At 69.4% G+C, this 24050-nt stretch carries 22 protein-coding genes; 11 read left to right on the plus strand and 11 right to left on the minus strand.

From position 1 onward, the window contains the following. Positions 1 to 22: 22 nt before the first annotated feature. On the minus strand, positions 23 to 796 hold the full coding sequence (locus ACIHA7_RS29125) for a glutaminyl-peptide cyclotransferase (RefSeq protein ID WP_397294112.1): 774 nt from the start codon (positions 794 to 796) through the stop codon (positions 23 to 25). A gap of 17 nt (positions 797 to 813) precedes the next feature. Here ACIHA7_RS29125 and ACIHA7_RS29130 point away from each other — a divergent pair, with 17 nt between their 5' ends. Both ACIHA7_RS29130 and ACIHA7_RS29135 read left to right on the plus strand, forming a co-directional pair. Beyond that, complete coding sequence (locus tag ACIHA7_RS29130) at positions 814 to 2454, plus strand: DUF3027 domain-containing protein (RefSeq protein WP_397294113.1); 1641 nt, start codon at positions 814 to 816, stop codon at positions 2452 to 2454. 44 nt (positions 2455 to 2498) lie between these two features. After that, entirely contained in the window at positions 2499 to 5486 is a 2988-nt protein-coding gene (locus ACIHA7_RS29135) for a sacsin N-terminal ATP-binding-like domain-containing protein (RefSeq protein WP_397294114.1), read from the plus strand. Positions 5487 to 5516: 30 nt separating this feature from the next. On the opposite strand, the gene ACIHA7_RS29140 is transcribed toward ACIHA7_RS29135, so the two are convergent. Next, complete coding sequence (locus tag ACIHA7_RS29140; RefSeq protein ID WP_228540917.1) at positions 5517 to 6131, minus strand: TetR/AcrR family transcriptional regulator; 615 nt, start codon at positions 6129 to 6131, stop codon at positions 5517 to 5519. 124 nt (positions 6132 to 6255) lie between these two features. Between ACIHA7_RS29140 and ACIHA7_RS29145 the strand changes: the two genes are divergently transcribed. Continuing rightward, positions 6256 to 8313: a neutral/alkaline ceramidase gene (locus ACIHA7_RS29145; RefSeq protein WP_397294115.1), complete on the plus strand. Its 2058-nt coding sequence runs from the start codon at positions 6256 to 6258 to the stop codon at positions 8311 to 8313. Between the two features lie 5 nt (positions 8314 to 8318). Here the strand turns inward: ACIHA7_RS29145 and ACIHA7_RS29150 are convergent, their stop codons facing one another. Next, positions 8319 to 8564, minus strand: a complete 246-nt coding sequence (locus ACIHA7_RS29150; protein WP_397294116.1) for a DUF2530 domain-containing protein — start codon at positions 8562 to 8564, stop codon at positions 8319 to 8321. A gap of 56 nt (positions 8565 to 8620) precedes the next feature. Here ACIHA7_RS29150 and ACIHA7_RS29155 point away from each other — a divergent pair, with 56 nt between their 5' ends. Beyond that, positions 8621 to 9058 carry a MarR family winged helix-turn-helix transcriptional regulator gene (locus ACIHA7_RS29155; RefSeq protein ID WP_397294117.1) on the plus strand — a complete coding sequence of 146 codons (438 nt, stop codon included), beginning with the start codon at positions 8621 to 8623 and terminating at the stop codon, positions 9056 to 9058. A gap of 28 nt (positions 9059 to 9086) precedes the next feature. Here ACIHA7_RS29155 and ACIHA7_RS29160 read toward each other — a convergent pair whose 3' ends face one another. Both ACIHA7_RS29160 and ACIHA7_RS29165 read right to left on the minus strand, forming a co-directional pair. Next, on the minus strand, positions 9087 to 9488 hold the full coding sequence (locus ACIHA7_RS29160; protein ID WP_397294118.1) for a YccF domain-containing protein: 402 nt from the start codon (positions 9486 to 9488) through the stop codon (positions 9087 to 9089). A 47-nt stretch (positions 9489 to 9535) separates the two neighbouring features. Beyond that, on the minus strand, positions 9536 to 10741 hold the full coding sequence (locus tag ACIHA7_RS29165) for a GNAT family N-acetyltransferase (protein WP_397294119.1): 1206 nt from the start codon (positions 10739 to 10741) through the stop codon (positions 9536 to 9538). A gap of 150 nt (positions 10742 to 10891) precedes the next feature. Between ACIHA7_RS29165 and ACIHA7_RS29170 the strand changes: the two genes are divergently transcribed. Both ACIHA7_RS29170 and ACIHA7_RS29175 read left to right on the plus strand, forming a co-directional pair. Continuing rightward, entirely contained in the window at positions 10892 to 11692 is an 801-nt protein-coding gene (locus ACIHA7_RS29170) for a TrmH family RNA methyltransferase (RefSeq protein WP_397294120.1), read from the plus strand. Positions 11693 to 11756: 64 nt separating this feature from the next. Continuing rightward, positions 11757 to 12041 carry a DUF2537 domain-containing protein gene (locus ACIHA7_RS29175; RefSeq protein WP_397294121.1) on the plus strand — a complete coding sequence of 95 codons (285 nt, stop codon included), beginning with the start codon at positions 11757 to 11759 and terminating at the stop codon, positions 12039 to 12041. A gap of 12 nt (positions 12042 to 12053) precedes the next feature. On the opposite strand, the gene ACIHA7_RS29180 is transcribed toward ACIHA7_RS29175, so the two are convergent. The 3 genes from ACIHA7_RS29180 to serC all read right to left on the minus strand — a co-directional run bounded on the left by ACIHA7_RS29180 (position 12054) and on the right by serC (position 15473). Further along, positions 12054 to 12797 carry a DUF6928 family protein gene (locus ACIHA7_RS29180; protein WP_397294122.1) on the minus strand — a complete coding sequence of 248 codons (744 nt, stop codon included), beginning with the start codon at positions 12795 to 12797 and terminating at the stop codon, positions 12054 to 12056. A 279-nt stretch (positions 12798 to 13076) separates the two neighbouring features. Beyond that, positions 13077 to 14147 (minus strand): septation protein SepH, encoded by a 1071-nt coding sequence (gene sepH / locus ACIHA7_RS29185; RefSeq protein WP_397294123.1) that lies wholly within the window; start codon positions 14145 to 14147, stop codon positions 13077 to 13079. Between the two features lie 201 nt (positions 14148 to 14348). Further along, complete coding sequence (gene serC / locus ACIHA7_RS29190) at positions 14349 to 15473, minus strand: phosphoserine transaminase (RefSeq protein WP_397294124.1); 1125 nt, start codon at positions 15471 to 15473, stop codon at positions 14349 to 14351. Between the two features lie 168 nt (positions 15474 to 15641). Between serC and ACIHA7_RS29195 the strand changes: the two genes are divergently transcribed. Then, on the plus strand, positions 15642 to 16319 hold the full coding sequence (locus ACIHA7_RS29195) for a hypothetical protein (protein ID WP_397294125.1): 678 nt from the start codon (positions 15642 to 15644) through the stop codon (positions 16317 to 16319). A gap of 80 nt (positions 16320 to 16399) precedes the next feature. Here ACIHA7_RS29195 and ACIHA7_RS29200 read toward each other — a convergent pair whose 3' ends face one another. Further along, positions 16400 to 17275 carry a polysaccharide deacetylase family protein gene (locus ACIHA7_RS29200; RefSeq protein ID WP_397294126.1) on the minus strand — a complete coding sequence of 292 codons (876 nt, stop codon included), beginning with the start codon at positions 17273 to 17275 and terminating at the stop codon, positions 16400 to 16402. Between the two features lie 99 nt (positions 17276 to 17374). Continuing rightward, a complete protein-coding gene (locus ACIHA7_RS29205) occupies positions 17375 to 18523 on the minus strand; it encodes a citrate synthase 2 (RefSeq protein WP_397294127.1) in 1149 nt (382 codons plus the stop codon). A gap of 163 nt (positions 18524 to 18686) precedes the next feature. On the opposite strand from ACIHA7_RS29205, the gene pdxH reads away from it, so the two are divergent. From pdxH to ACIHA7_RS29225, 4 genes are all read left to right on the plus strand, one after another. Continuing rightward, a complete protein-coding gene (gene pdxH, locus ACIHA7_RS29210) occupies positions 18687 to 19415 on the plus strand; it encodes a pyridoxamine 5'-phosphate oxidase (protein ID WP_397294128.1) in 729 nt (242 codons plus the stop codon). A gap of 70 nt (positions 19416 to 19485) precedes the next feature. Continuing rightward, positions 19486 to 20769: an MFS transporter gene (locus tag ACIHA7_RS29215; RefSeq protein ID WP_397294129.1), complete on the plus strand. Its 1284-nt coding sequence runs from the start codon at positions 19486 to 19488 to the stop codon at positions 20767 to 20769. Positions 20770 to 20957: 188 nt separating this feature from the next. Beyond that, complete coding sequence (locus ACIHA7_RS29220) at positions 20958 to 22268, plus strand: citrate synthase (protein WP_397294130.1); 1311 nt, start codon at positions 20958 to 20960, stop codon at positions 22266 to 22268. A 42-nt stretch (positions 22269 to 22310) separates the two neighbouring features. Continuing rightward, positions 22311 to 22670 carry an FKBP-type peptidyl-prolyl cis-trans isomerase gene (locus ACIHA7_RS29225; protein ID WP_397294131.1) on the plus strand — a complete coding sequence of 120 codons (360 nt, stop codon included), beginning with the start codon at positions 22311 to 22313 and terminating at the stop codon, positions 22668 to 22670. 197 nt (positions 22671 to 22867) lie between these two features. On the opposite strand, the gene ACIHA7_RS29230 is transcribed toward ACIHA7_RS29225, so the two are convergent. Beyond that, a complete protein-coding gene (locus ACIHA7_RS29230) occupies positions 22868 to 24037 on the minus strand; it encodes a hypothetical protein (protein ID WP_397294132.1) in 1170 nt (389 codons plus the stop codon). Positions 24038 to 24050 lie beyond the last annotated feature (13 nt).

The raw sequence follows: 24050 nt of genomic DNA on the forward strand, positions 1-24050 counted from the left end.
CAAGCGAATCGTGGTGTGGAGCTCAGGCAGGCACGAACCGGACCTCGAAGGTGGTAGGCCAGTTCTTCCCGGCGAGGAGGAACCTGTCGGTGCCGGGGATCTGCGCGATGCCGTTGAGCGCGTCCTCGCTCGTGCGCGTCCGGTGTGGCAGCAGCGCGCCCGCGTCGATCACCGCGAGCACCTGGCCGGAGTCGGGATCGATGCGCAGGATGCGATCGCTGGGCCAGTCGTTGGCGTACACCGAACCGTCCTCCGCGCAATCGAGTTCGTTGAGGCGTGCGTTGTGGTTGCTGGTAAGACGGATCGAGCCGGTCGGCGCGAAGGTGACCGGATCGCGGAAGGTGAGCGTGTCGGTGCCGTTGCTCATCACCAGCCGCCCGGCCCTGGCGCACAGGCCCCAGCCCTCACCCTCGTAGGACGCGCGGCCGACCTCGGCCAGCGTGCGCGGGTCTCTGGCGAAGGCGATGTGGTTTTGCCAGGTCAGTTGCCACAGTGTGTCCCCGGCAACGGTGATCCCCTCACCGAAGTAGGGCACGGGCAGCTCGGCCCTGGCCAGCTCGGCACCGGTGCTGAGGTTCGTCGCCCGCACGCTCGACGCGCCCAACAGTCCGGTGCCTTCGTAGAGCACGTCGCCGTGGATCTCCAGGCCCTGAGTGAATGCCCGCGGATCGTGTGACCTGGTGGCCACGACCTCGATATTCATCGTGGGCGACGGTTCTTCGGCCGCGCCACACCCGCTCCAGATGACCAGACCGACCAGCACACCTATGGCCAACGAACGCCGATTGCGTTTCATACGGCAAAATGTAGGCCGTGAGCGCAGTTTCTGTTTCTGAGTCCGGTGTCAGGCCGATTTTGGCCGACGCCGTCGATCTGGCCCGCCGTGCGCTCCTGGAGTTGGAACCAGCCGGTGTCGGGGCGCATCTCGGCGTGGCTGCCGAGGACGACAGCGCGGCGACCCACCACTTCGAGGCCACGCTGCCCGGCTATCGCGGCTGGCAGTGGGCGGTCGTGGTGGCGGCCCCGCCGGAGGCCGACTACGCGACGGTGAGCGAATCGGCGCTGCTGCCCGGCCCGGATGCCCTGGTCGCGCCCGACTTCGTGCCGTGGGACCAGCGGATCAGGCCCGGCGATCTCGCGCCCGGCGACCTGCTCGCCCCGCCGCCGAACGACCCGCGCCTGGTGCCGGGCTACGTCGCCAACGGCGACCCGGCCGTCGACGAGGTCGCCACCGAGATCGGCCTCGGCCGCACCCAGGTGATGAGCCTCGAAGGCCGCGAAATGGCCGCCGAGCGCTGGTACGCCGAGTTCGGCCCGGACACCGAGATGGCCAAGGCGGCACCGTCCACCTGCGGCCTGTGCGGCTTCTACCTCCCGCTCGCCGGTTCCCTGCGCGCCGCCTTCGGTGTCTGCGGCAACGCCATGGGCGCCGACGGCCACGTCGTGCACGCCGCCTACGGCTGCGGCGCCCACTCCGACACCGTCGCCCCCACCGGCGGCGGTTCACCGCTCTACGAGGCATTCGACGACGCGGCCGTGGAACTGATCCCCGCCGAGGAACTTGCGCCGGTCAAGGAACCCCCTGCGGCCGAAGCCACGGCGACAGAGGCGGCCGACCCAGTCGGGGAACCCGCCGCGGGCGAAGCCACCGCGACGAAGGCGGGCGGCCCTGCGGTGGAAACCGTTGCGGGCGAGGCTGTGGCGACGGAAACGGCCGACCCCGTGGTGGAAACCGTTGCGGCCGAGGCTGTGGCGACGGAGGCGACCGGTCCCGCGATGGAAGCCGCTGCGGGCGAGGCTGTGGCGACTGAGGCGGCCGACCCAGTCGAAGAACCCGCTGCGGGCGAAGCCACCGCGGCGGAGGCGTCCGGCTCTGCGGTGGAAGCCGCTGCGGCCGAGGCTGATGCGGCAGCGACGCATGTCACCGACCCTGTAGCAACTTCTGCGGTCGACGCGGATGCCGCTGCGGCGGCGCAGGTGAACGACCCGGCGGCAACGCCTGCGGTCGACGCGGGTGCGGCTGCTGTGGCGCAGGTCGGCGACGGTGCTGCGGAAACCTCTGCGACCGAGGGCGAAGCGGCGGCTGCCCCGGATGCGGTCGCACCGGTAGTGGAAACGCCCGACGTGTCCGTTGCGTCGGCGGCGGACACCGCGTCGGAGGACGGCGCTGCTGTCGCCGAGTCGACACCGACTGGGGAAGCGCCCAGTGCCGGGGTCGAATCGGCCAGTGCCGAGATCGGATCGGCCGAGGCGCCGGTGGTCGAGTCCGCGCCGGACGCCGAGACCAGCGTCGCCACCGCGGATGCCGAGGCCGCTGTGGACAACTCTGGCGAGGCGGCCGCTCAGGCTGACGAGGCCGAAGTCGCGCAGGCGTCCTTGGGTGACGAGCAGGTCGCCGACGGTGCGGCCGAGGCGGCTGAGGGCGGGGCGGTCGAGTCATCGCCGCAGAACTGACCGAGACGGCCGATCCGTTCGGCACGTCGGCGTTGCGGGCGGGTGTGCTTGCCGCATGGCGTGATTCGCCGACCCGGTTGCGCGAGGACGCGGCGACCGAGGCGGATCTGGTGCGGGCCGGCTACCGTGACCGGCTGCTGACCGAGCTGGCGCAGAATGCCGCGGACGCGGCCGCGAAGGCGGGTGTCGCCGGGCGGCTGCTGGTTCGGCTGGCCGACGGTGCGCTGCATGTCGCCAATGCCGGTGCGCCGCTGGATGTCTCCGGTGTGCACGCGCTCACCGCGCTGCGGGCGTCCGGGAAGTCTGACGTCACCGCTGTCGGGCGGTTCGGTGTGGGTTTCACCGCGGTGCTGTCGGTCAGCGATGAGATCGAAGTGCGTTCCAGCACCGGGGCGCTGCGCTTCTCGCGCGAGCTGACCTGGGATGCCCTGCGACAGCACGGCATTGCGCTCCCGGGCGGCTCAGCGGCGGACAGCGACGCTTTCACGCCACCGGTGCTGCGGATGACCTGGCCGATCGAGGCCGCGCCGATGGCCGGTTTCGATACCGAGGTCGTACTGCGGCTGCGCCCTGATGTGGATGCCGCAGCGCTGCTCGCGGCCATGCACGCGGAAGCCATCGACCTATTGCTGGAACTGCCTGCGCTGCAGCGCATCACGATCGATACGGCGGAGTTCACCAGCACCACCATCGAGCTCGGGAACGGCGTGCAGGAGGTGCGGGTCGCCGGCCCTGCCGACGCACAGCGAGTCTGGTGGCAGTACTGCGCACCACACGCCCGCTGGCTGCTCCCGATCCGCAACGGCAGGCCGATCCCGGCCGCCCCGGATGTGCTGCGTGCCCCGACGCGCTCCGACGAGGAGCTGTCCCTCCCGGCCCTGCTGATCGCCGACATCGCCATGCAGCCGGACCGCCGCCGCCTGCTCCCCGGTGCCCGCCTCACCGAATTGGCCGCAGGCTACGCCGATTTCGCCCGCGCCCTGCCGCCCAGCGACCGCCTGGTCCTGGTCCCCACCCCAGCCTTCGCCCGTAGTGAAGCCGACGGCCTGCTCCGCGAAGCCCTCGTTCGCGAACTCCAGACTCAACCCTGGCTGCCGGTCGTCGCCACCCAGCACGCCGCTGACGCCGCAGCCACAGGCCGGTACGACCCCGTGCCGCACCACGGTTCGCCCGCCACGCCCTATTCGGCTGGCACGTCGGCATCGGGTTCGCCCGCAGGCGGGACTTCCGAGGCCGACAGTTTCGCCTTGTTCGACACACGAAGCGCCGAATCCGTCGAAGCACCGGCCGCCGACTCGCTCGACGCATCGCCTTCTGATTCGCTCGGCGGGCCGCTCGCCGACCCGCTCGGCAGACCGCGCGCCGATTCGCCCGGCGGGCTGGTCGACGTCGCCGTCCCGACCCGGGCGAGCGCGCTCACCGGCCTGACCGAGGAATTGGCGCGACTGCTCGATGACGTCGTCGGCCCCTTGGTGATCCCGGAGTTGTCCGGCCGCGGGCAAGCCGAGGCGCTCGGCGTGCTGGACGTGCACCGCCTCGGCCTGGCGCGCGTTGCGGAACTGTCGAGCGGCCTGGAGCGCCCGCCGCACTGGTGGTACGCGCTGTATGCGGCGCTGGAACCGTTCGTGGTCGATCCGCTGGCCGCCGAAGAGCTTGGCGCGCTTGCTGTTCCGCTGGCCGACGGGCGCCTGGTGACCGGTCCGCGTACGGCGGTGCTCGACGATCAGCTCGAGGTCGCGATCCCGGTGCATTGGGCCAGGCTCGTGCATCCGGAGGCGGCGCACCCGCTGCTGGCGAGGCTGGGGGCGCGTTCGGCGACCGCCGAAGATCTGCTGAGTGAGCCCGATCTCCGCGCTGAGCTGGCAGACCACCCGGACGACCCGGACATCACCGATGCCGTGCTCCGCCTAGCCGCGCACGCCGATCCGGCCGCGCTCCCGTCCTGGCTCGGGCTGCTCGAATTGCCCGATGCCGACGGCGAATCCCGGCCCGCCGACGAGCTGCTGCTGCCCGACGCACCGCTGCGTGAGCTGCTGGTCGAGGATTCACCGTTCAGCTCGATCGACCCCGCCATGGTGGAACGCTATGGCGCACAAGCGCTGCGGGCCATCGGGGTCGGCTGGGACTTCAGCGTGGTGGTCGAGGCCGATCCGACCGGCCCGGACCACGACCTGGACGACGAGGACACCTGGTGGTCGACGCTGCCGGAGGACCCGCCGGAGCTCGCGGCCGTCCGCGATCTGGACCTGGTGGACGAGGCCGCGTGGCCGGAGGCGTTGTGGCAGTTGGCTTCCGCGCCGCGCACCCGTCGTCTGCTCACCGATCGCGACGGCTACACGGCGTGGTGGTTGCGCGCCAACGCGCGCATCGACGGCACGCCACTGGGTTTGTTCCGTCACCCCACCGACACCGAGTTCGCGGGCCTGCTCCCGACATTCGCCGTGCCCGGCCTGACCGACGACGCTGCCGCGGTCCGCGCGGTACTCGCCGATCCGTCGGTGATCACTCCGGAGTTGGCCGCAGCCTTGCTCGAGGCTCTCGCGGATCCCGCGAAAACGCCTTCCCCTGAGGTCATTTCGCGAACACACGCGCGATTGGCCGCCGCTGTCGCCGCGGCACACCTCGATCTCGACGACCTCGAGCTGCCCGATCGGGTCCGGGCACTGTCCGGTGCTGTCGTCGATCCCGCGCAGGCCGTCGTTCTCGACCAGCCCTGGTTCGGTTTCGCGCTGCCCTCGAATCGCCTGGTAGTCGGCGACATCGACACCGCGCCCGCCCTGGCGACGCTGCTCGACCTGCCGCTGGTCTCGGAGTCCGTCACCGCCGAGGTGCTGAGCGCGGGCCGCCGCACCAGCTGGTCCGCCGAGCCGCTGGGTGTCGTACTGCGCCAACTCTTCTCATTGCCGCCGCAGGAAGGCGACCTGGTGCTGCACGACGACCTGACGGTCCGGCTGCACGGCGCGGTCGAGGTCACCGCCTCGGTGCCATGGTGGCGCGCGGGCGACACCGTGCACTTCCGGGTGCCGCGGTAGCGAATCCGGCTGTGCCGCAGCGGTAGCGGGCTAAGCCGCGTACTCGGAGATCATGTGGCTGAGCAGATCGAGCTGCGCGCGCACGCTCTCGCTGTCGTTGTCCACCAGCCAGCGCAGCACCACTCCGTCGATCACATTGAGGGTGAATCGGCTGAGCGAGGTGAGCGGGACCGACCACTGATTCCCGGTCGCGTCGCGCGCGTGCTCCAGGATGTCGGCGACGGTGGAGTCGTTGAAGTTGTACTGCTCCCTGGCAATCGCGAGTTTCGCCGGAGTTTGCTCACCCTCGCGCAGTGCGTAAGTAGTCGTTTCATAAGTGAGCAGTTGACGTTCCGGAGTGGCTTCTATGTTGAGCCACATGAGTTCCAGTCCCGCGCGGATCAATTTTTGAAGTGCTTCTTTTCCACTTCCGACGTCTTGCCATACCGTTTCATTGGCGTCGACAGAATCGCGTAATTCCATCGACAGCGCCTTGACCAGCTCGGTCATCAGCGCGTCCTTGTTTTCGAAACAGTAATGGACCACACCAAGCGAGACGCCCGCCGCTTGGGCGACATCGCGCGTGGTCACGCCCGCAACGCCCTTTTTTTCGGCAAGACCGATCGCGGCCTCGATAAGGTGGGCCCGTCTTTCTTCGACGCTCAATCGGGAGGACACCCAAGGGAGTTAAGCGCTCACGAAGCGTGCAGTCAATTCGTCGGTGGAAAAATCTCGACTGGACGAGTGACCAGTTGTGTGGTTCAGTGCCATCAGATCGAAGGAGGCGCGTATGTCGCTGTCGCGCAGAGCCGTTCTTGCCCGAAGCGTTGTCGGTTCGGCGACGCTGGCCGCCGCGGCGGCGGTGCCCGCCATGTCCGGCCCGCTCGGTGCCGCGGCGGCGGCCGATCCCGGTGCCGGCGGGTACGAGATCGGTGTCGGGCTTTCCGACATCACCGGCCCGGCCGCCGAATGCGGAATGATGGGCTATTCCCAGCTCGAACAGCAGACGGCGGGTATCCACCTGCGCCCGCGGGCCAGGGCGTTCATCATCGGCCACGGCGGGCAGCGCGTCGTGTTCGTCGTCGCGGACAACGGCATGATCTTCCAGTCCGTGCACCACGGCGTGCTCGCCGAGCTGGCCCGCCGCTTCGGCGATCGGTACACCGAGCAGAACGTGCTGCTCACCTCGACGCACTCGCACGCGACCTGCGGCGGCTCCAGTAACGATTACGCATACAACCTGTCCATCTTGGGCTTTCAGCAGCAGGTGTACGACGCGGAGGTCGACGGCATCGTGGCGGCCATCGTCGCCGCGGACGCCGATCTCGGCCCCGGCTCGCTGGCCCTCGGCCGCGGCGAACTGCACAACGCGAGCGTCAACCGGTCGCGGGTGGCCTGGGAGCTCAATCCGGTTGCCGACAAACAACACTTCCCGGCCGCCATCGATCCGGCGGTGACCGCCCTCTCCCTCGTCAAGGGTGGTCGGCAGGTCGGCGCCATCACCTGGTTCGCCACCCACAACACCTCGATGACCAACGAGAATCGCCTGATCAGCTCGGACAACAAGGGTTACGCGTCCTTCGCCTACGAGCACATCGAGCACGGCGTGCGCTACCTCGACGGCGCACCGGATTTCGTCGCCGCGTTCGCGCAGACCAACCCGGGCGACATGTCGCCGAATCTGAATCTGCGCCCCGGCTCCGGCCCCACCGAGGACGAGTTCGAGAACACCCGCATCATCGGCGAGCGCCAGTACGCGGCGTCGAAAGCCGCACTGGCCCAGGCGCGGTCGATGAGCGGCCCGGTCGACTCCATGCTCTGCTACATCGACCTGGCCGATATCGCCGTCGACGGCCGGTTCACCCCGGACGGGCAGCCCAAGCGCACCGCGCCCGCGGCGGCGGGCGTCTCGCTGGTCGCGGGCAGCGTAGAGGACGGCCCCGGGCTGCCCGGCGCGCCCATTCCGGAGGGGGTGCGCAATCCGTTCCTCCAGGCGCTGGGTGGCCACGATGCCCCCGTGCCCGCCTGGCTCGCGGATGCCCAAGCGCCCAAGGCCATTGCCGCGCCGCTCGGGCTGCTGCCGCCGGTGCCGTGGGTGCCGAATGTGCTGCCGATCCAGCTCGTTCGACTCGGCGAGCTCTACCTGGCCGCCGCGGGCGGCGAGTTCACCATCACCTCGGGCCTGCGCGTGCGCCGTGCCGTCGCGGCCGCGCTCGGCGTGCCGCTGCAGCAGGTGCTCCTGCAGGGCTACGCCAACGCCTACCACGAATACGTCACTACCCCTGAGGAATACGACGCACAGCAGTACGAGGGCGCCTCGACGCTGTTCGGCCGCTACACCCTCTGCGCCTATCAGCAGGAATTCGCCCGGCTCGCAACGGCATTCGCCGCCCGCCAAGCGGTGCCGCGCGGTCCGGCCCCGCGTGACGTGTCCAACCTGCAGCCGAATTTCCAGCCCGGCGCCGGGCCGGACACCCTCCCGCCCGGTCGTAGCTTCGGCGACGTGCTGACCCAGCCCGCCCCGGCGTACGCCCCGGGCGCGCAGGTCGCCGCCGAATTCGTCTCCGCCCACCCGAAACACAACATCCGCCGCAACGGCACCTTCCTGGAAGTGCAGCGCAGGCAGGCGTCGGGGGAGTGGGTGCGGGTGGCCAACGAGGGCGAATGGGCGGTGAAGTTCTTCTGGAGCAAGCGCGGCACGGCCGAGTCCGTTGCGCGGTTCACCTGGGACATTCCCGCCGACGCCACGCCGGGCCGGTATCGGTTCCAGCACTACGCCGACAGCCTGAGCCCCGACGGCGCACTGCACCCGTTCACCGGAACTACCAACGACTTCCAGGTCGGCTGAGCCGCTTACAGCCCCGTCTGCGCACCCTTGTCGCCGCGGCGCGCCCCGCGTCGCTGGATCAGGAAGATACCCAGCGCGAGCACGCCGACCACCATGCCCATCAGGCAGACCGGCAACACCGAGGCCCACCGGTCGCCGGTGGCCGACACCACCACGGTGGCGAGCAACCACAGCGCGCTGCCGACCGCGAGCACCGGCCGCGGGTCGGTGAGCCGCGCCGGGATCTGGGGCACTTTCTGCGTCACAGTCATAGCCTAGCGGCGAGAACACGCATCGGACGCGCACCCGTCCCGTATCGTTCACCTCTGTGACAACGCCATCCGATGTTCGAGCCCTCGCTGGTGAGCTCTCACTGGCGGTGGTTCGTCTGACGCGTCATCTGCGTGGCCGCCGTGCCGACTCGCAGATCTCGCTGACGCAGCTCTCCGCCCTCGCGACCCTGTCTCGCGACGGCGCGATGACCCCCGGGGCGCTTGCCGCCAAAGAGCGCGTCCAGCCGCCGTCGATGACGCGCGTCATCGCCTCGCTCACCGATCTCGGCTTGGTCGAACGCAAACCGCATCCGACCGACGGCAGGCAGATCATCGTCTCGCTGTCCGACGCGGGGTGCGCCCTCATCGCCGATGAGACCCATGCCCGCGAGGCCTGGATGACCGAGCAGCTGTCCAACCTCACCGAGGATCAGGTCGTGGTGCTCACCAAGGCGGTCGGCATCATGAAGCAGATCGTCGCCGAATCCGAGTGAGGTTGTCCGGCCGGTGCTTTCGCCGGTGCTAGCGGGCGCCGAACGGCTGGTCGCTGTCGACGATGTCGCGCCCGAGCGGGAACAGCGACAGCGGGATCAGCTTCAGATTGGCCCAGCCGAACGGGATTCCGATGATCGAGATGAACAGCGGAATGCTGGTGAGCAGGTGGCCGAGCGCGAGCCACCAGCCCGCGACGACGACCCAGATGATGTTGCCGATCAGCGACCCCGTGCCCGCTCCCGGCTTCTCCACCGTGGTCCGGCCGAACGGCCACAGCGCGTAGGCCGCGATCCGGAACGAGGCGATGCCCCACGGAATCGTGATGATCAGGATGCAGCAGATGACCCCGGCCAGGATGTAGCCGAGTGCCATCCACAACCCGACGAACACCAGCCAGAGGACGTTGAGGACGAGCTGAATCGGCTTCATGCCCACCAGCATGCCAGCAGAGCGCCGATCCGGACATTTCTCCTGGATCAGAAGAACCAGCCCAGAACGGCGTCCCGGTCGGTGCCGAAGGCTTCTTCGAACGCGCGCAGGTGGTTGGTGTCCTTGGCCTGCAGGCGGTTCGCGGCGGCGAACACCCGGGCGGGATAGGCGCCGAGGTACATGCTGCCGAGGACGTCGATGCCGAGCTCGATATCGGCGGCCGCAGTGGTCGGCGCGCACTCGGCGATGCCGTCGCGGACGGTGAGCGCGAACGCGCCACCCGCCTCGCGGAACGGGTCGGTCACCGCGAGTACCAGATCCAGATCCCGTCGATAGGTGCGCGCCGTGAGTGCCGCGGGAATGTCCATGAGCCGCAACCACAGTCCGTCGTAGCGGCCGGCGGTCCGCACCAGGCGGGTGTCGGTCAGCAGGTAGGGCAGTGGATCGTTGTCGCTGAGCACGGCCGACACCTGCTTGACCAGATCGAGCCCGAGCAGCGCCCGCCACAGCGCCGCGTGCGCCTCGGCGGTCACCGCGCGCAGCTCGACCACGTCGACGTCCATGCCGGTTTCGCGGTAGTGGTACCGGTACAGCGCATAACCATCCGGGTGGGTGAACACGAAAAGGCTGGTGCCGCCGCGCCGGGAGCGTTCCGCGTCGGCGAACAGCCCGGCCCAGGAGGCGTCCGGGCGCACCTGCGCGCCGGGCACGAGCCTGCGCCACCGGTCGTAGACGGCCGTGATGTGCTCGGCGACCTCGTCCGGCGCCGCCAGCTCGACACCGCCCGGATCCGGGGCGGACGGCCGGAATTCGGCGAAGCGGCGGTCGATGGTGACCGCGTTCTCGCGCACCGTCGGGCCGTAACCGAAGCGACCGTAGATGGTGGCTTCGCTCGCGGTGAAGATGGTCAGCGGCAGCCCGGCCGCCTCGGTGCGCCGATGCTGCTCGGTGTACATCGCGCGCAGAATCCCGCGCCGCCGATGCGTCGGCGCCACGCCGACCGCCGCGATCCCGCAGGCGTCGACCGCTCGTTCGCCCGGCACGGTCACCGTCATCGTCCTTGACTGCACGTGCCCGACGATCCGCGCGCCGTCGGCCGCCACGATCGCGTCCGCCGGTGGGAACAACTGCCGGTAGCGGTCGAGCTCCGCGTCGTCGGGTCGACCGCCGAAGGAGGTGGCCACCAGCGTCCGGATCGCGGGCGCGTCATCGGGGGTGGCCGATCGGATGGTGATGCCGTTCGTCAGCGTCATCGTTGCACCCTCCCACGCCGCGACACCGCCCCGCACTCGAATTTCGGCGGGCGCGCGGCCTACCGTCGCCCGTTGCCGCCACGCGCCTCCCCACCGGCGGAAATCGCACCTGCTCCGGTGTTTGTCCGAATTACCCGGCAGGATGTAGCCGTGGCCGAAGTGATCGATATCGACGACCCCGCCGACCCGCGGGTCGATGACTTCCGCGACCTCAAGTCCGCCGACCGCCGACCCGATCTGCCCGGCCGCAAGGGCTTGGTGATCGCGGAGGGTGTGGTGGTCGTGCAGCGGATGCTGGACTCCCGGTTCGCGCCGACCGCGTTGCTCGGGGTGGAGAAGCGCCGCGCGGAACTCGCGGACGATCTCGTCACCGTCGACGTGCCGTACTACCGCGCCTCGGCCGAGGTGATGGCCGAGGTGGTCGGGTTCCACCTGAACCGGGGCGTGCTCGCCGTCGCGCGCAGGCCCGCGGCACTGGAGTTGGACGAGGTGCTCGACAAGGCGAGCACGGTGGCCGTGCTGGAGGGCGTCAACGACCACGAGAACATCGGCTCGATGTTCCGCAACGCGGCCGGACTCGGCGCGGCGGCCATCCTGTTCGGCGACCGGTGCGCCGACCCGCTGTACCGGCGGGCGGTGCGGGTGTCCATGGGCCATGTGCTGCGCGTTCCGTTCGCTTCCGTCCCCGACTGGCCGGACGGCCTGGATATACTGCGGCGCAAGGGTTTCCAGATCATCGCGCTCACGCCGAACCCGGCGGCGGTGAACCTGGCCACGGCGATGACGGGAGAGCGGGTGGCACTGCTGCTCGGTGCCGAAGGACCGGGTTTGAGCGAGGACGCGATGCGAGCCACCGACGTACGGGCGCGCATCCCGATGTCACCCGGCACCGACTCGCTCAATGTGGCCACCGCCGCCGCAATGGCGTTCTACGAGCGGGTACGGACGTGAGGCAATGGCAGCGAGCGAACCGAGGACACGGCGTGCCGGAGCCGAGCACCGGCGGGGCGCAGTCGTGAGTTACCCGCCGTATCAAGGTCCGACCCCGTGGGGCGCAGGCGTCGGCGTCGCGATCATGGTCGCCCTGCTGGCCGCGGTCGCGGTGTTCTCCTTCGGCCGCGCGCTCGCCGAGGTGCACCCGCTGCTCGCGGTGGCGGTGAACCTGATCGCGGCGGGCGGTGCCGCGCCGACCGCCTGGCGGATGCGGTGGGAGCCGGTGACCAGGTGGGTAATCGGCGGTGGTGCGGCGGGTGTGCTGCTGGGGTGGGTGGCGTTGCTGATCAACGGACTGGCGGCCTGAGCAGGACCGCAGTCAGGACACGCGGTCGTGCCCGCGTAGCCAGCTGAACAGACCGCGCTTGGGTCGCACGTCGGCCGGCTCGTGCTGCGGCGGGGCGAGGGTGGCCGGGTCGGGCGCTTGGCCTTTCGGGTACAGCGTGAACCCGCACACCGCGACGTCGCCGGGCACCAGCGCGCCCTCGGCGGCCGGGGCGCGGTAGTGGAAGCCGAGCCACTCGTTGTTGGCGGCGTCGGCGAAGTCGGGTGGGTCGAACGGCAGCGTCTGCGGGTCGGGCAGCTCGCCCGCGTGCCAGCGCACCGGGTGTTCGCCCGCCCAGTACGGGCGCTCCCAGACCAGCGGCAGGCCCTCGTCCTCCAGGATGTTCACCCGGCTGGAGCTGAACGCCCTGCGGAATTCGCCACGCTCCCAATGCGCGAACGCACCCCAGCCATGCGCGGTGTCGAAGGACACCAGATAGGTGTGCTCGGAGGCCAGCGGGCGAACCAGCAACTCCGGAAGTTCGGTCGGGTGGATGCGGGCCGCCTGCGCCGAACACACCACCGTCACGCCCGGATAGCAACCGATGTACACCTCGTCGAGGTCCGGGCCCGCGCAGCCCGCGAGCGTGCCGACCATGATCGGCAGCACGTCCCGGTCGCTGTGCAGCTGTTTCGCAAGCGCCAGTGCGGCATCGGGATCCGGATCATGGTTGGCGCGCAGTACCGTCAACGGATCGGGTGCGTCGACGTACCAGAGGGACGAAGCTTTCGATAGCATTTCCGGCACCTCCCGATGGTTGCACGAATCAGCTCCGCGAACTTCGAGCAACGCACGGGGTTTCGAACAATTCACCGCTGCGGTGAATCACCCGACGCCGTCGCACGCCGTCGACAACACACCAAAAAATCTACTCGCCTCCAGCCCGTCCGGACGGACCTTCCGCTGCGGAACACGCTGGGAAAACCGGCTATCCGGTTGCGCGCAATGCTGCGGGGTAGCTGACGAAGGCACGCCACCGTGGTGGCGTGCCTTCTTGTCGTTCAGCTTGGGAGGCGCTCAGTGACCCGAGCTGCGGACTCCGAGCAGGACGTCCTCCCAGGAGGGCATGGGTGCCTTGCCGCGCTTGGTGCGTGCGGGCTTGGCCGTCGTCTTGCCGTTGGCCGCGGGCTTGGCCGGTTCCTCGGCGGCGGGCTTCGTCGACGCGGCGGGCGCGGGCGGGGCGGTCTCCGCAGGGGGTTCGGCCGGCGGTGTCGGCGTCGGCGTGGTGGGCGCGGGTGCCGGGTTTGCCGCGGCGGGCGTGGCCGTGGTTGCGGCGGTGGGGGTTGCGGTCGCGCCCGCGGTGATCGCGGGGGTGCTGCTGCCACCGGCCGCGACGGCACGCTGCTCGTAGTACTCGTCCAGGGTGGGCTGGCTCTGCCGGGCGGCGGGGCGCGCGGGCGGCGCCGTCGGGGTGGGGCGTGGCTCGACCACCGGCTCGGGCTGCGGCGCGGGCGCGGCCACCTCGGGCTCGGCGGGCAGGATCGTCGCGAGACCGCGTAGCGCTCGGCCGAAGTCGGGATCGATCAGGTCGGAGGCGGGGTCGTCGAGCGGGGAGACCGAGCCGCCGTGCGCGTCGGGCTGGTAGCGCCAGTGCGCGGCGATCTCGGAACGCCCGTTCTGCCACTGCAACTGCGCGACCCAGAAGCCTTTTTCGTCTTTCCAGGCGTCCCATTCGGCGCCTTCGATGTTGTGTCCGCGCTCGGTGAAGGCGGCGGTGACGACATCGATGAGGGTCTCCACGGCGGGGCCGTCGGGGCGGACGGGATGCGCCTTCTGCGCGAGTTCGGCAGCGCGGGCACGCTCCAGCAGCACCGGGTAGGCGAACCGCTCGACGCGGCTGGCCGGCATGCCGGATTCTTCGGTGACCTGGTCGACGGAGGCGCCGGCCCGGATTCGAGCCTGGATATCGCGAGGACGCATAGTTGCTTCCATTTCGATCTCTATCTGGCCGAATCGGGCAAGGTCTCCGCGTGCTGCGGCTCGTAGCTTGTCGTCGGCGGGAAGCCGGTACTTCGCTCCGGACTCGGTGTCGATACACACGATGTGCGTGGAGTCGGGCGTCACCCCGATCACTCGAAGTTCACGCACCGTTACCTCCTTACCGCGTCGACTCGCGACACCGCCCACTTTCCGAAACAGTAGTGCACTTCTGGGATCCATGGGGCGAGACACGCGGGGCGGAAATCTCTGTGCAGACTCCCGCACCCCGCTAATCTGCTCTGTTCGACTTAGCGCACCACCTGAAGCGGCGTGTCGATTGTGGCGTGTCGCGCTCGGATTCGGCTGTCGTCAGCCCAGATTCTGCACGACCCAGTCGATGCTACGGGTCAACTGGCTGATGTCTTCCGGGTCGATGGCCGGGAACATGCCGACGCGCAGCTGGTTACGGCCCAGCTTGCGGTACGGCTCGGTGTCCACGATTCCATTGGCACGCAGTACCTTCGCCACCGCGGCCGCGTCGACCGAGTCGGCGAAGTCGATGGTGCCGACCACCTGCGAGCGGTGCGCCGGATCGGTGACGTACGGCGTGGCGTACTCGCTGGACTCGGCCCAGTTGTACAGGCGCGACGACGAATCCAGCGTCCGCTTGACCGCCCAGTCCAGGCCGCCGTTGCCGTTGAGCCACTCGATCTGGTCGGCGAACAGCAGCAGGGTGGCCAGCGCCGGGGTGTTGTAGGTCTGGTCCTTGGTGCTGTTGTCGATCGCGATCGGCAGCGAGAGGAACTCCGGGGTCCACCGGCCGGTCGCCTTGATCTCCTCGACCCTGGCCAGCGCGGCCGGGCTCATCAGCGCGACCCACAGACCACCGTCGGCGGCGAAGCACTTCTGCGGCGCGAAGTAGTAGACGTCGGCGTCGGTGATGTTCACCGGCAGGCCGCCCGCGCCCGAGGTGGCGTCGATGGCGATCAGCGCGTGCTCCGAGCCCGCCGGGCGCTGCACCGGAATGGCGACACCGGTGGAGGTTTCGTTGTGTGCCCAGCCGATCAGGTCGGCCGAGGGATCCGACACCGGCTCCGGCGCGCTGCCCGGCTCGGCCGAGATGACGATCGGGTCGCCGATGAACGGGTTGCCCTTGGCTACGGTGGCGAACTTCGAGCTGAACTCACCGTTGGTCAGGTGCAGCGAACGCTCGCGGATCAGGCCGAAGGCCGCGGCATCCCAGAACGCCGTCGTGCCACCGTTACCGAGCACCACCTCGTAACCGTCAGGCAGCCCGAACAGTTCGCGTAGGCCCGAGCGCACCCGCGCGACCACATCTTTCACCGGCTTCTGCCGGTGACTTGTTCCGAACACCGAGGCGCCGACCGTCACCAGGGACTGCAACTGCTCCGGTCGCACCTTGGAGGGGCCACAGCCGAACCGTCCGTCGGCGGGCTTGAGGTCGTCGGGAATCGTCGGGAACGCAGTGGTCATGCCGAACAGGGTAAAGCGTGTCGGACCAGCTCGGTTCGTGCGGGTCGGCAGCTGTGCCCTCCGCCACCGGCGCCCGCGCGGGCGGCCGACGCCGGAATTGTCACGGTCCACTCCGGTTGCGGTGGTATTGCTGTGTCGCGCACCACACTCCAGCTAACCTTTGCGCCCATGAACATGGCGCCGGCTAACTCGGGGTGGCGATTGCTCGGTCGACGACCACTGACCTTCGGTATGCGCATCGGCGAACTGTCCGACGGGGCGCGCCGCGAGTTGCTGCTACACGGCACCCTCGGTTCGGCAACAATTCTCGGCGTGCGGCCGAGCAACAAAGCGGTCGCGGGCGCGCACGACGCGAGCGAGGCGTCGCTGTGTCAGGAGTTCTGGGTACGGGTCGAGGTCGACGGCGTGGCGCCATACGAGGCCAGGGTGCGGCAGCGGGTGTCGGCGGCGAACCTGGAGTGGATGCAGTCGGGCGATGTCGTGTGCTGCCGGGTCGACCCGGGCGACCGGGACCGGTTGGTGCTGTACGTGTCCGATTGCGCGGAGACCGGCCGGGTCAGCGTGTCGAAGATTCTCGCCGACGGCCGCCGCGCCGACGCGACGGTGCTCGCCGCGGCCCCGGTCGCGGCGGACTACGTCGGTCGCGAAGACCCGGTGCTGCGCCTCGACCTGGAGCTGCGTGCGTGGGACGAGCCGACGCCGTGGCTGGTCCGCCTCGTCCAGCCGGTTCCCTTGGCCGCGATCGGCCTGGTGGATCTCGGCCAGCACCTGGAGGTCGCCTTCTTCACCGTCGACCACGGCGAGTCCGTCGCCGTGGATTGGCCCGCCTCCCTCGGCGAGGACTGACCCGATCGCCCATAACGCGCGCCTCGACGGTTAGGTGCGCTGCGGCGAAAAGCTTGCGGCTCACAGGTGGACCTTGCGGCTCACAGGTGGACGAAGGTGAACCCCATGTCGCGCAGTGTGGGCAGGACGGCGATCATGCCCGCGCCGGTGCCGGACTGCGGGCGGTGCATGTGGGCGAGCGAGATCGCCCCCGGCGCAGCGGCGTTCATCGCGGCGCGGACCTTGGCGGCGCTCGCGGTGGCACCGTAGTCGGCGTTGATGCTGAAACCGACCGGGGTTTCGCCCAATTCGTGCACGATGGCGACCGCGACGTCGTCGTAGTGCGCGGTGCCCGCGCGAAAGAAGCGGGGCGGCTTGCCGACCAATCCGGTCAGCCGCTCGTGGTTGGCCCAGACCTCGTCGGCCGCCTCCTGCGCCGAGCCGGTGCCCGCGATGCCGTAGGCGGCGCGGCCGTTCACCGAAAGCGGCTTGTGCGCGACGCCGTGATTGGCCAGCTCGAACAGCGGGTTCACGGCCAGTTGGCCTGCCCGCACCGGGTTGGCGTCGATCCAGCGCTTGTTCAGGAACAGCGTGGCCGGAATCTGCTGGGTGACCAGGAAGTTGATGAGCGAGTCGTCGATGTCGTTGTTGCCCGGCCCGCCGCACGCGTCGAAGGTCAGGGCCAGCTGCTTGCGGGTGGCCGCGAAAGTGCTCGTGATGCCCGGCATTTGCACGCCCCACCGCTGCGGCTGGTCGGTGGCGTGCCTGGCGGCCACCGCCGCGGGCGAGTTGTCCGGCGGCGGTGCGGTCTCGGACGCCACGGCGGCGTCGCCGATCGAGGTCCGGGCGCGGGTCGAACTCGGTGCCGCGGCCGCGGTATCGCTGTGCGCGGTAGCGCATCCGGTGGCGGCGAAGCCGGCGGCCAGCGCGGCGCCGACGCCGAACATCCGCCGCCGCGACAGTCCTCGTTCCTGCACCACTGCCCTCCTCCGTCCGTCCGGACCCGGATGCTACGCGAGCCGAATGTCCTGATGGTGCAGGACATTCGGCTCGCGAATGATGCTGTTCAGCTATTGCTAGGCGTGCTGGATGCTCGCCCAGCCCGCGACGTCGGCAGGCTGCCGCGGAGCCGGTCCGGTGTAGATGGCCGCCGGGCGCACCAGCTTGCCGAGCTGCTTCTGCTCGAGGATGTGCGCGCACCAGCCCGCGGTCCGGCCACAGGTGAACATGGCGGGCATCATGTGCGCGGGCACCTCGGCGAAGTCGAGGATCACCGCGGCCCAGAACTCCACGTTGGTCTCGATCGCCCGGTCCGGCCGGCGCTCACGCAGCTCGGCCAGCGCGGCCTGCTCCAGCGCGGCGGCCACCTCGTAGCGCGGCGCGGCGAGCCGCTTCGCGGTGGCGCGCAGCACGCGGGCGCGCGGGTCTTCGGCCCGGTACACCCGGTGTCCGAAGCCCATCAGCTTCTCCTTGCGGTCCAGGATGCCCTTGACCAGCGCCCGTGCGTCACCGGTCTTCTCAACCTCTTCGATCATCGGCAGCACGCGGGCGGGCGCGCCGCCGTGCAGCGGGCCCGACATCGCACCGATCGCGCCGGACAGCGAGGCCGCGACATCGGCGCCGGTGGAGGCGATCACGCGCGCGGTGAAGGTGGAGGCGTTCATGCCGTGCTCGGCGGCCGACACCCAGTAGGCGTCGATCGCCTCGGTGTGCTTGGGGTCCGGGTCGCCCTTCCAGCGGGTCATGAACCGCTCGGTGACCGTGTTGCACTCGTCGATCTTCTTCTGCGGGACCGCGGGCTGGTAGATGCCGCGTGCGGACTGCGCGACGTAGGACAGCGCCATCACCGAGGCGCGCGCCAGGTTGTCGCGCGCGGTCTCGTCGTCGATGTCCAGCAGCGGCTGGTAGCCCCAGATCGGGGCGAGCATGGCCAGGCCGGCCTGCACGTCGACGCGCACGTCGCCGGTGTGCACCGGCAGCGGGAAGGGTTCGGCGGGCGGCAGTCCGCGACCGAACTCGCCGTCCACCAGCAAGGCCCACACGTCACCGAAGGTCACCTGGCCCTCGACCAGGTGCTCGATGTCGACGCCGCGGTAGCGCAGCGCGCCGCCGTCCTTGTCGGGCTCGGCGATGTCGGTGGTGAACGCCACCACACCCTCGAGGCCGCTGACGAAATCGCTGGGTACGGCGGTCTGCCCGGTAGGCACCGCGGGGCTGGTAGTCATGTCGGGACTTCTCCTTGCACTTCGGGACGCGCTCCGTAGCGACTGCTCGCAGCTCGCTAGAACAGGCCTGATCCTCGGCGATGAGGGATATAACGCGGCTCGCCGAGCACATGCCGATCAACAACACCTTAGATCCTTGCTACCCCGGAGTAACGTCTGGCCCATGCGTGACCTGGACAATTCACTTGGCGGCGAGGAGACGGCCGATCACCTGGCGAGCACCGATCTGGCCGGCATGCGCGCCGAGTACGGCGGCGCCCCGTTCGGCAGCGGCGAAGACGTCGATCTGGACGAAACATGGCTGGCCGGCGGCTGGGAGCCGTTGCTGCGCCACTGGATCGAGCAGGCGACCGCGGTCGGCGTCGCGGAGCCGAACGCCATGGTGCTGGCCACCGTGTCGCTGGCCGACGGCTCGCCGCGACCGGTCGCCAGAACCGTCCTGTGTAAAGGCCTCTCTCCCGAGGGTGTGACTTTTTACACGAACTACGACTCGGCCAAGGGCAGCCAGCTCGCGGCCGTCCCGTTCGCCGCCGCCACCTTCGTCTGGCCCGCGCTCGGCAGGCAGGTGCATGTGCGCGGCGCGATCGAGCGGGTGCCCGCCGAGACGACCGAGGTCTACTGGCGCTCCCGGCCGCGCGACTCGCAGCTCGGCGCGTGGGCCTCGCGGCAGTCGAAGCCGATCGGGTCGCGGGCCGAGTTGGACCGCACCATGGCCGAGACGATCGCGCGCTTCGAGAACGTCGACGAGATTCCGGTGCCGCCGCACTGGGGTGGCTTCCTGCTGCGCCCGGACGAGGTGGAGTTCTGGCAGGGTCGGCGGGGCAGGCTGCACAACCGGATTCGGGTACTCATCGATAACGGCATCATGACGGTCGAGCGACTACAACCCTGAACTATTCCCGACCGGTCGGTGAGAAATCTCGTATCGAGCCGGTCGGGTTCCAGTCGCTACGCTGCCGCCGGTGAGATTGCTGGCCGATACCGCTCCGCTGCGAAACCCCGACTTCCGCCGTCTGTGGACCTCGGGCATTGTCACCATGATCGGTGCGCAGCTGTCCATCGTCGCGGTACCGCAGCAGATCTTCCAGATCACCGGCAGCTCAGGGTATGTCGGCCTGGCCGGGCTGTTCGGCCTGGTGCCGCTGATCGTGTTCGGGCTGTGGGGCGGCGCGCTCGCGGATGTGATGGACCGGCGCAAGCTGATGCTGATCACCAACGCGGGCACCGGGCTCACCGCGGTCGCGTTCTGGGCGCAGGCCGCCTCCGGCATCGACAACGTCTGGGTCGTGCTCGGCCTGTTCGCGGTGCAGCAGGCGTTCTACGCGGTGAACCAGCCGACGCGCAGTGCGGCCATCCCGCGGCTGCTGCCCGAAGACCAACTGGCCGCGGCGAATTCGCTCAGCATGACGGTGATGCAGTTCGGCGCCATCGCCGGGCCGGTGCTGGCGGGCGCGCTGATCCCGGTGATCGGACTGTCCACCCTCTACCTGATCGACTCCGTCGCCCTGCTCGCCACACTCTGGGCGGTGTGGAAGCTGCCCGCGTTGCCGCCGACCGGCACCGCGCGCAAGGCCGGATTCCGCACGGTGCTGGACGGTTTCGGGTATCTGGCCACGCAGCGGATCCTGCTCGCCTCGTTCGCGGTGGACGTGATCGCCATGGTGTTCGGCATGCCGCGCGCGCTGTTCCCGCAGATCGCGCACGAGACCTTCGGCGATCCGACCACCGGCGGGGTCGCGCTCGGGCTGCTGTTCGCGTCCATGTCGGCGGGCGCGGTGCTCGGCGGGGTGTTCTCCGGCTGGATACCGCGCATCCAGCGCCAAGGCCTGGCCGTCCTCGTCTGCATCGTGCTGTGGGGCCTGGCCATGGTCGGCTTCGGCGCTGCCGTCGGATTCACCGGGCACGGCCTCGGCCTCGGCCTCGGGCTGACGCTCGCGCTGGTCTGCTCGGCCTTCGGCGGCGCGGTGGACATGGTCTCGGCCGCACTGCGGGTCACCATGCTGCAGCAGGTCGCGACCGACGAGATGCGCGGACGGCTGCAGGGCGTGTTCATCGTGGTTGTCGCAGGTGGGCCTCGAATCGGTGATGTTGCCCACGGTTTTGCGGCGGCGAGTCTGGGTACCGCTGTCGCGGCGGCCGGTGGTGGTGTTCTCGTGGTGATCGGCGTGGTGATCGCCGCGATCGCGTTCCCGGCATTCGTGCGATACCGGGTAGGCCGCGCACATGCGGAAACGGTGGCACCATGAGCCGTGCGAATATCTGGCAATCGCTGTTCGGCGCGTACTCCGGACCTCACACCGCCATGAGATGTTTGTGAGGTCGCACAGGACTACCCTCCTGGTTGTCCGCGTCGGTGAACGTCTAGCGTTGAGACAAGTGCATCGTGCGCCGACCGCGACGATGCCTATGGTTCTAGCCTGAGAGGGATCCTTCCGTGCCCGCTGAGAACATCATCAACGTCGACGAGGACGCCAAGCCGGTGCTTACCTACCCCGGCGGGGAGTTCCCGATGACGGTCGCCAAGGCCGCCGAAGGCAACGACGGAATCGAGCTGGGAAAGCTGCTGGCCAGCACGGGTTACGTCACCTACGACCCGGGCTTCATGAACACCGCCCCGACCAAGTCGGCGATCACCTACATCGACGGTGAGGCGGGCATCCTGCGCTACCGCGGTTACCCGATCGACCAGCTCGCGGCGTCTTCCACCTTCATCGAGGTCAGCTACCTGCTGATCTACGGCGAGCTGCCCTCGCAGACGCAGCTGGAGGACTTCACCGACCGGATCCGCAGGCACACGCTGCTGCACGAGGACCTGAAGCGCTTCTTCGACGGCTTCCCGCGCAACGCGCACCCGATGCCGGTGCTCTCCTCCGCGGTGAACGCGCTGTCGGCCTACTACCAGGACTCGCTCGACCCGCGCGACCCCGAACAGGTCGAGCTGTCCACCATCCGGTTGCTGGCCAAGCTGCCCACCATCGCGGCCTACTCGTACAAGAAGTCGGTCGGCCAGCCGTTCCTCTACCCGGACAACTCGCTGAGCCTGGTGGAGAACTTCCTGCGGATGACCTTCGGCTTCCCGGCCGAGCCGTACGAGGTCGACCCCGAGGTCGCCGCGGCGCTGGACATGCTGCTCATCCTGCACGCCGACCACGAGCAGAACTGCTCCACCTCGACGGTCCGGCTCGTCGGCTCCTCCGACGCCAACCTGTTCACCTCGGTGTCCGGCGGCATCAACGCGCTGTGGGGCCCGCTGCACGGCGGCGCCAACCAGGCGGTGCTGGAGATGCTCGACGGCATCAAGTCCGACGGCGGCGACGTCAAGGAGTTCATCCGCAAGGTCAAGAACAAGGAAGACGGCGTGAAGCTCATGGGCTTCGGGCACCGCGTCTACCGCAACTACGACCCACGCGCCGCCATCGCCAAGAAGCACGCCGACGCGATCCTCAACAAGCTCGGCAACGACGAGCTGTTCGAGATCGCCCAGGCGCTGGAAGAAGCCGCCCTCACCGACGACTACTTCGTCGAGCGTCGCCTGTACCCGAACGTCGACTTCTACACCGGCGTCATCTACAAGGCCATGGGCTTCCCCACCCGCATGTTCACCGTGCTGTTCGCGATGGGCCGACTGCCGGGCTGGATCGCGCACTGGCGCGAAATGCACAGCGAGCCACTGAAGATCGGCCGCCCGCGGCAGATCTACACCGGCTACGGCGCCCGCGACTACCGCGAGATCACCAACCGTTAGTTCCACCATCACCACCATCACCCACCGAAGGGGATATGCCGAATGACCAAGCCGGAGATCGAGTTCCAGGGTGGGCCCGCGCCCGCCGAGCTGGTGATCAAGGACATCATCGAGGGCGAAGGCAAAGAAGCCGTGCCCGGCGGCAACGTCGAGGTGCACTACGTCGGCGTTGAGTTCGACACCGGCGAAGAATTCGACTCCTCCTGGAACCGCGGCGAATCCATCAACTTCCCGCTGCGCGGCCTGATCCAGGGCTGGCAGGACGGCATCCCCGGCATGAAGGTCGGCGGCCGCCGCCAGCTCACCATCCCGCCGGAGCTGGCCTACGGCCCGACCGGCGCGGGGCACCCGCTCGCGGGCAAGACGCTGGTCTTCGTCATCGATTTGCTGGACGCTAGTTAATCTGCCGCGTGGCCGCGGCGTGTTCGCGGCCCCCGGTTGTCTCGCGTCCGAGCGGACGAGACTCGCGCCTTCGGCGCATGCGCTTCGTCCACTCGGACGCGAGACGGGCCGCGAACGGGTCGCTCGTAAGACTCGCTCCGTTGTGGCTGGGTTGGTGGTCCGTGTTCCAGGTCTCTGGGACGCGGGCCATTGCCGTTTCAGTTGCGGACGATCTCGACCGGGTCGGTGAGGGCCAGGGCGAGCGCGGATTGCTGGGCCGAGCTGCGTTGGGGGAGGGCCTCGACGGCTTTGTCGGTCTGGGTGCTCAGGTTGTTGACGATGGTCTGCAGCTGGGTGACGCCGCCGGTGAGTTGGCTGATGGCGCTGACCAATTGGGCGCCGCCCTCGTCGGCCAGCTTGGGCAGGCCCTCGGCCAACTTCGCGCCCTCGGTCAATTGCGCACTGGCACTGGTCAATCGGTCGACCACGGTGCGAAGCAGCGTGCCGAGGTCGGTGTTCGGGTCGACCGCGCCGCCGACCAGCGAGCCGAGGCCGGTGAGCTGGGCGCCTGCTTGACCCGAAATGCCTTGTAATGCCTCGAGTTTCTCGATGATGTCGGCCAGCGCCGGATCGTTGGCGAAGGGCAGGGCGCGCAGCAGCGGGAGGATCTGGTCCAGGCCGGAGTTCACCGTGTTCGCCGTCTGCTCCACCTGGGCGATCGTGAGGCCGGTCGAATCCAGCGCGGTGGCAAGCTCGTTCGCCTGCTCGGCGGCGCCGTCGACGGTCGAGTTCAGCAGTGCGATGGCCGAAGTCAGCTGCGCGGAGCCCTCTTTGGCGAAACTCAGGAAGCCGAGCAGCTGGTCGGCGCCCGCGCTGAACTGCTCGGTGCCGGAAGCGGCCGTGTTCACTCCGGCTTTGAGCAACTGTGCGGTGAACTGCACCTGCGACATCTGGCTGCGGGCCTGCCCGACCGCCGCGAGCGCGGCGTCGACGCCTGCCGCGCCGACCCGGTGCGTCACCTCCGACACCGCGCCGTTCACCAGGTCGGTGTCGGCACCCTTATGGGTGGCGACGGTGACCTTGGCCCGGCGCGGCTGGGGGCCGGCCAGGGTGCCCATGGATTCGGTGAGGTCGGCGGGCAGGGTGATCACCGCGGCGTAGTCGTCGGTGCTCGCCGCACCCGGCGGCGCGGCGGTCCATTCGTACCCACCCGCCTCCGTCAGCGCCTTGACGACCCGCGCACCCGTCGGCCCGGTATCGGCGTTCACCAGGGCGATGCCGGTGGGCCCGTCGTCGGATCGGCCGCACGCGGTGAGGCAGGCACCGAGCGCGCCGGAACTGACGAGAGCAACGGCGAGAAGAGCCCAGCGGGCGCGTTTTCCGATCACAGCCAGACGATAG

The organism is Nocardia sp. NPDC052316 (assembly GCF_044547795.1).
Lineage (GTDB): Bacteria > Actinomycetota > Actinomycetes > Mycobacteriales > Mycobacteriaceae > Nocardia.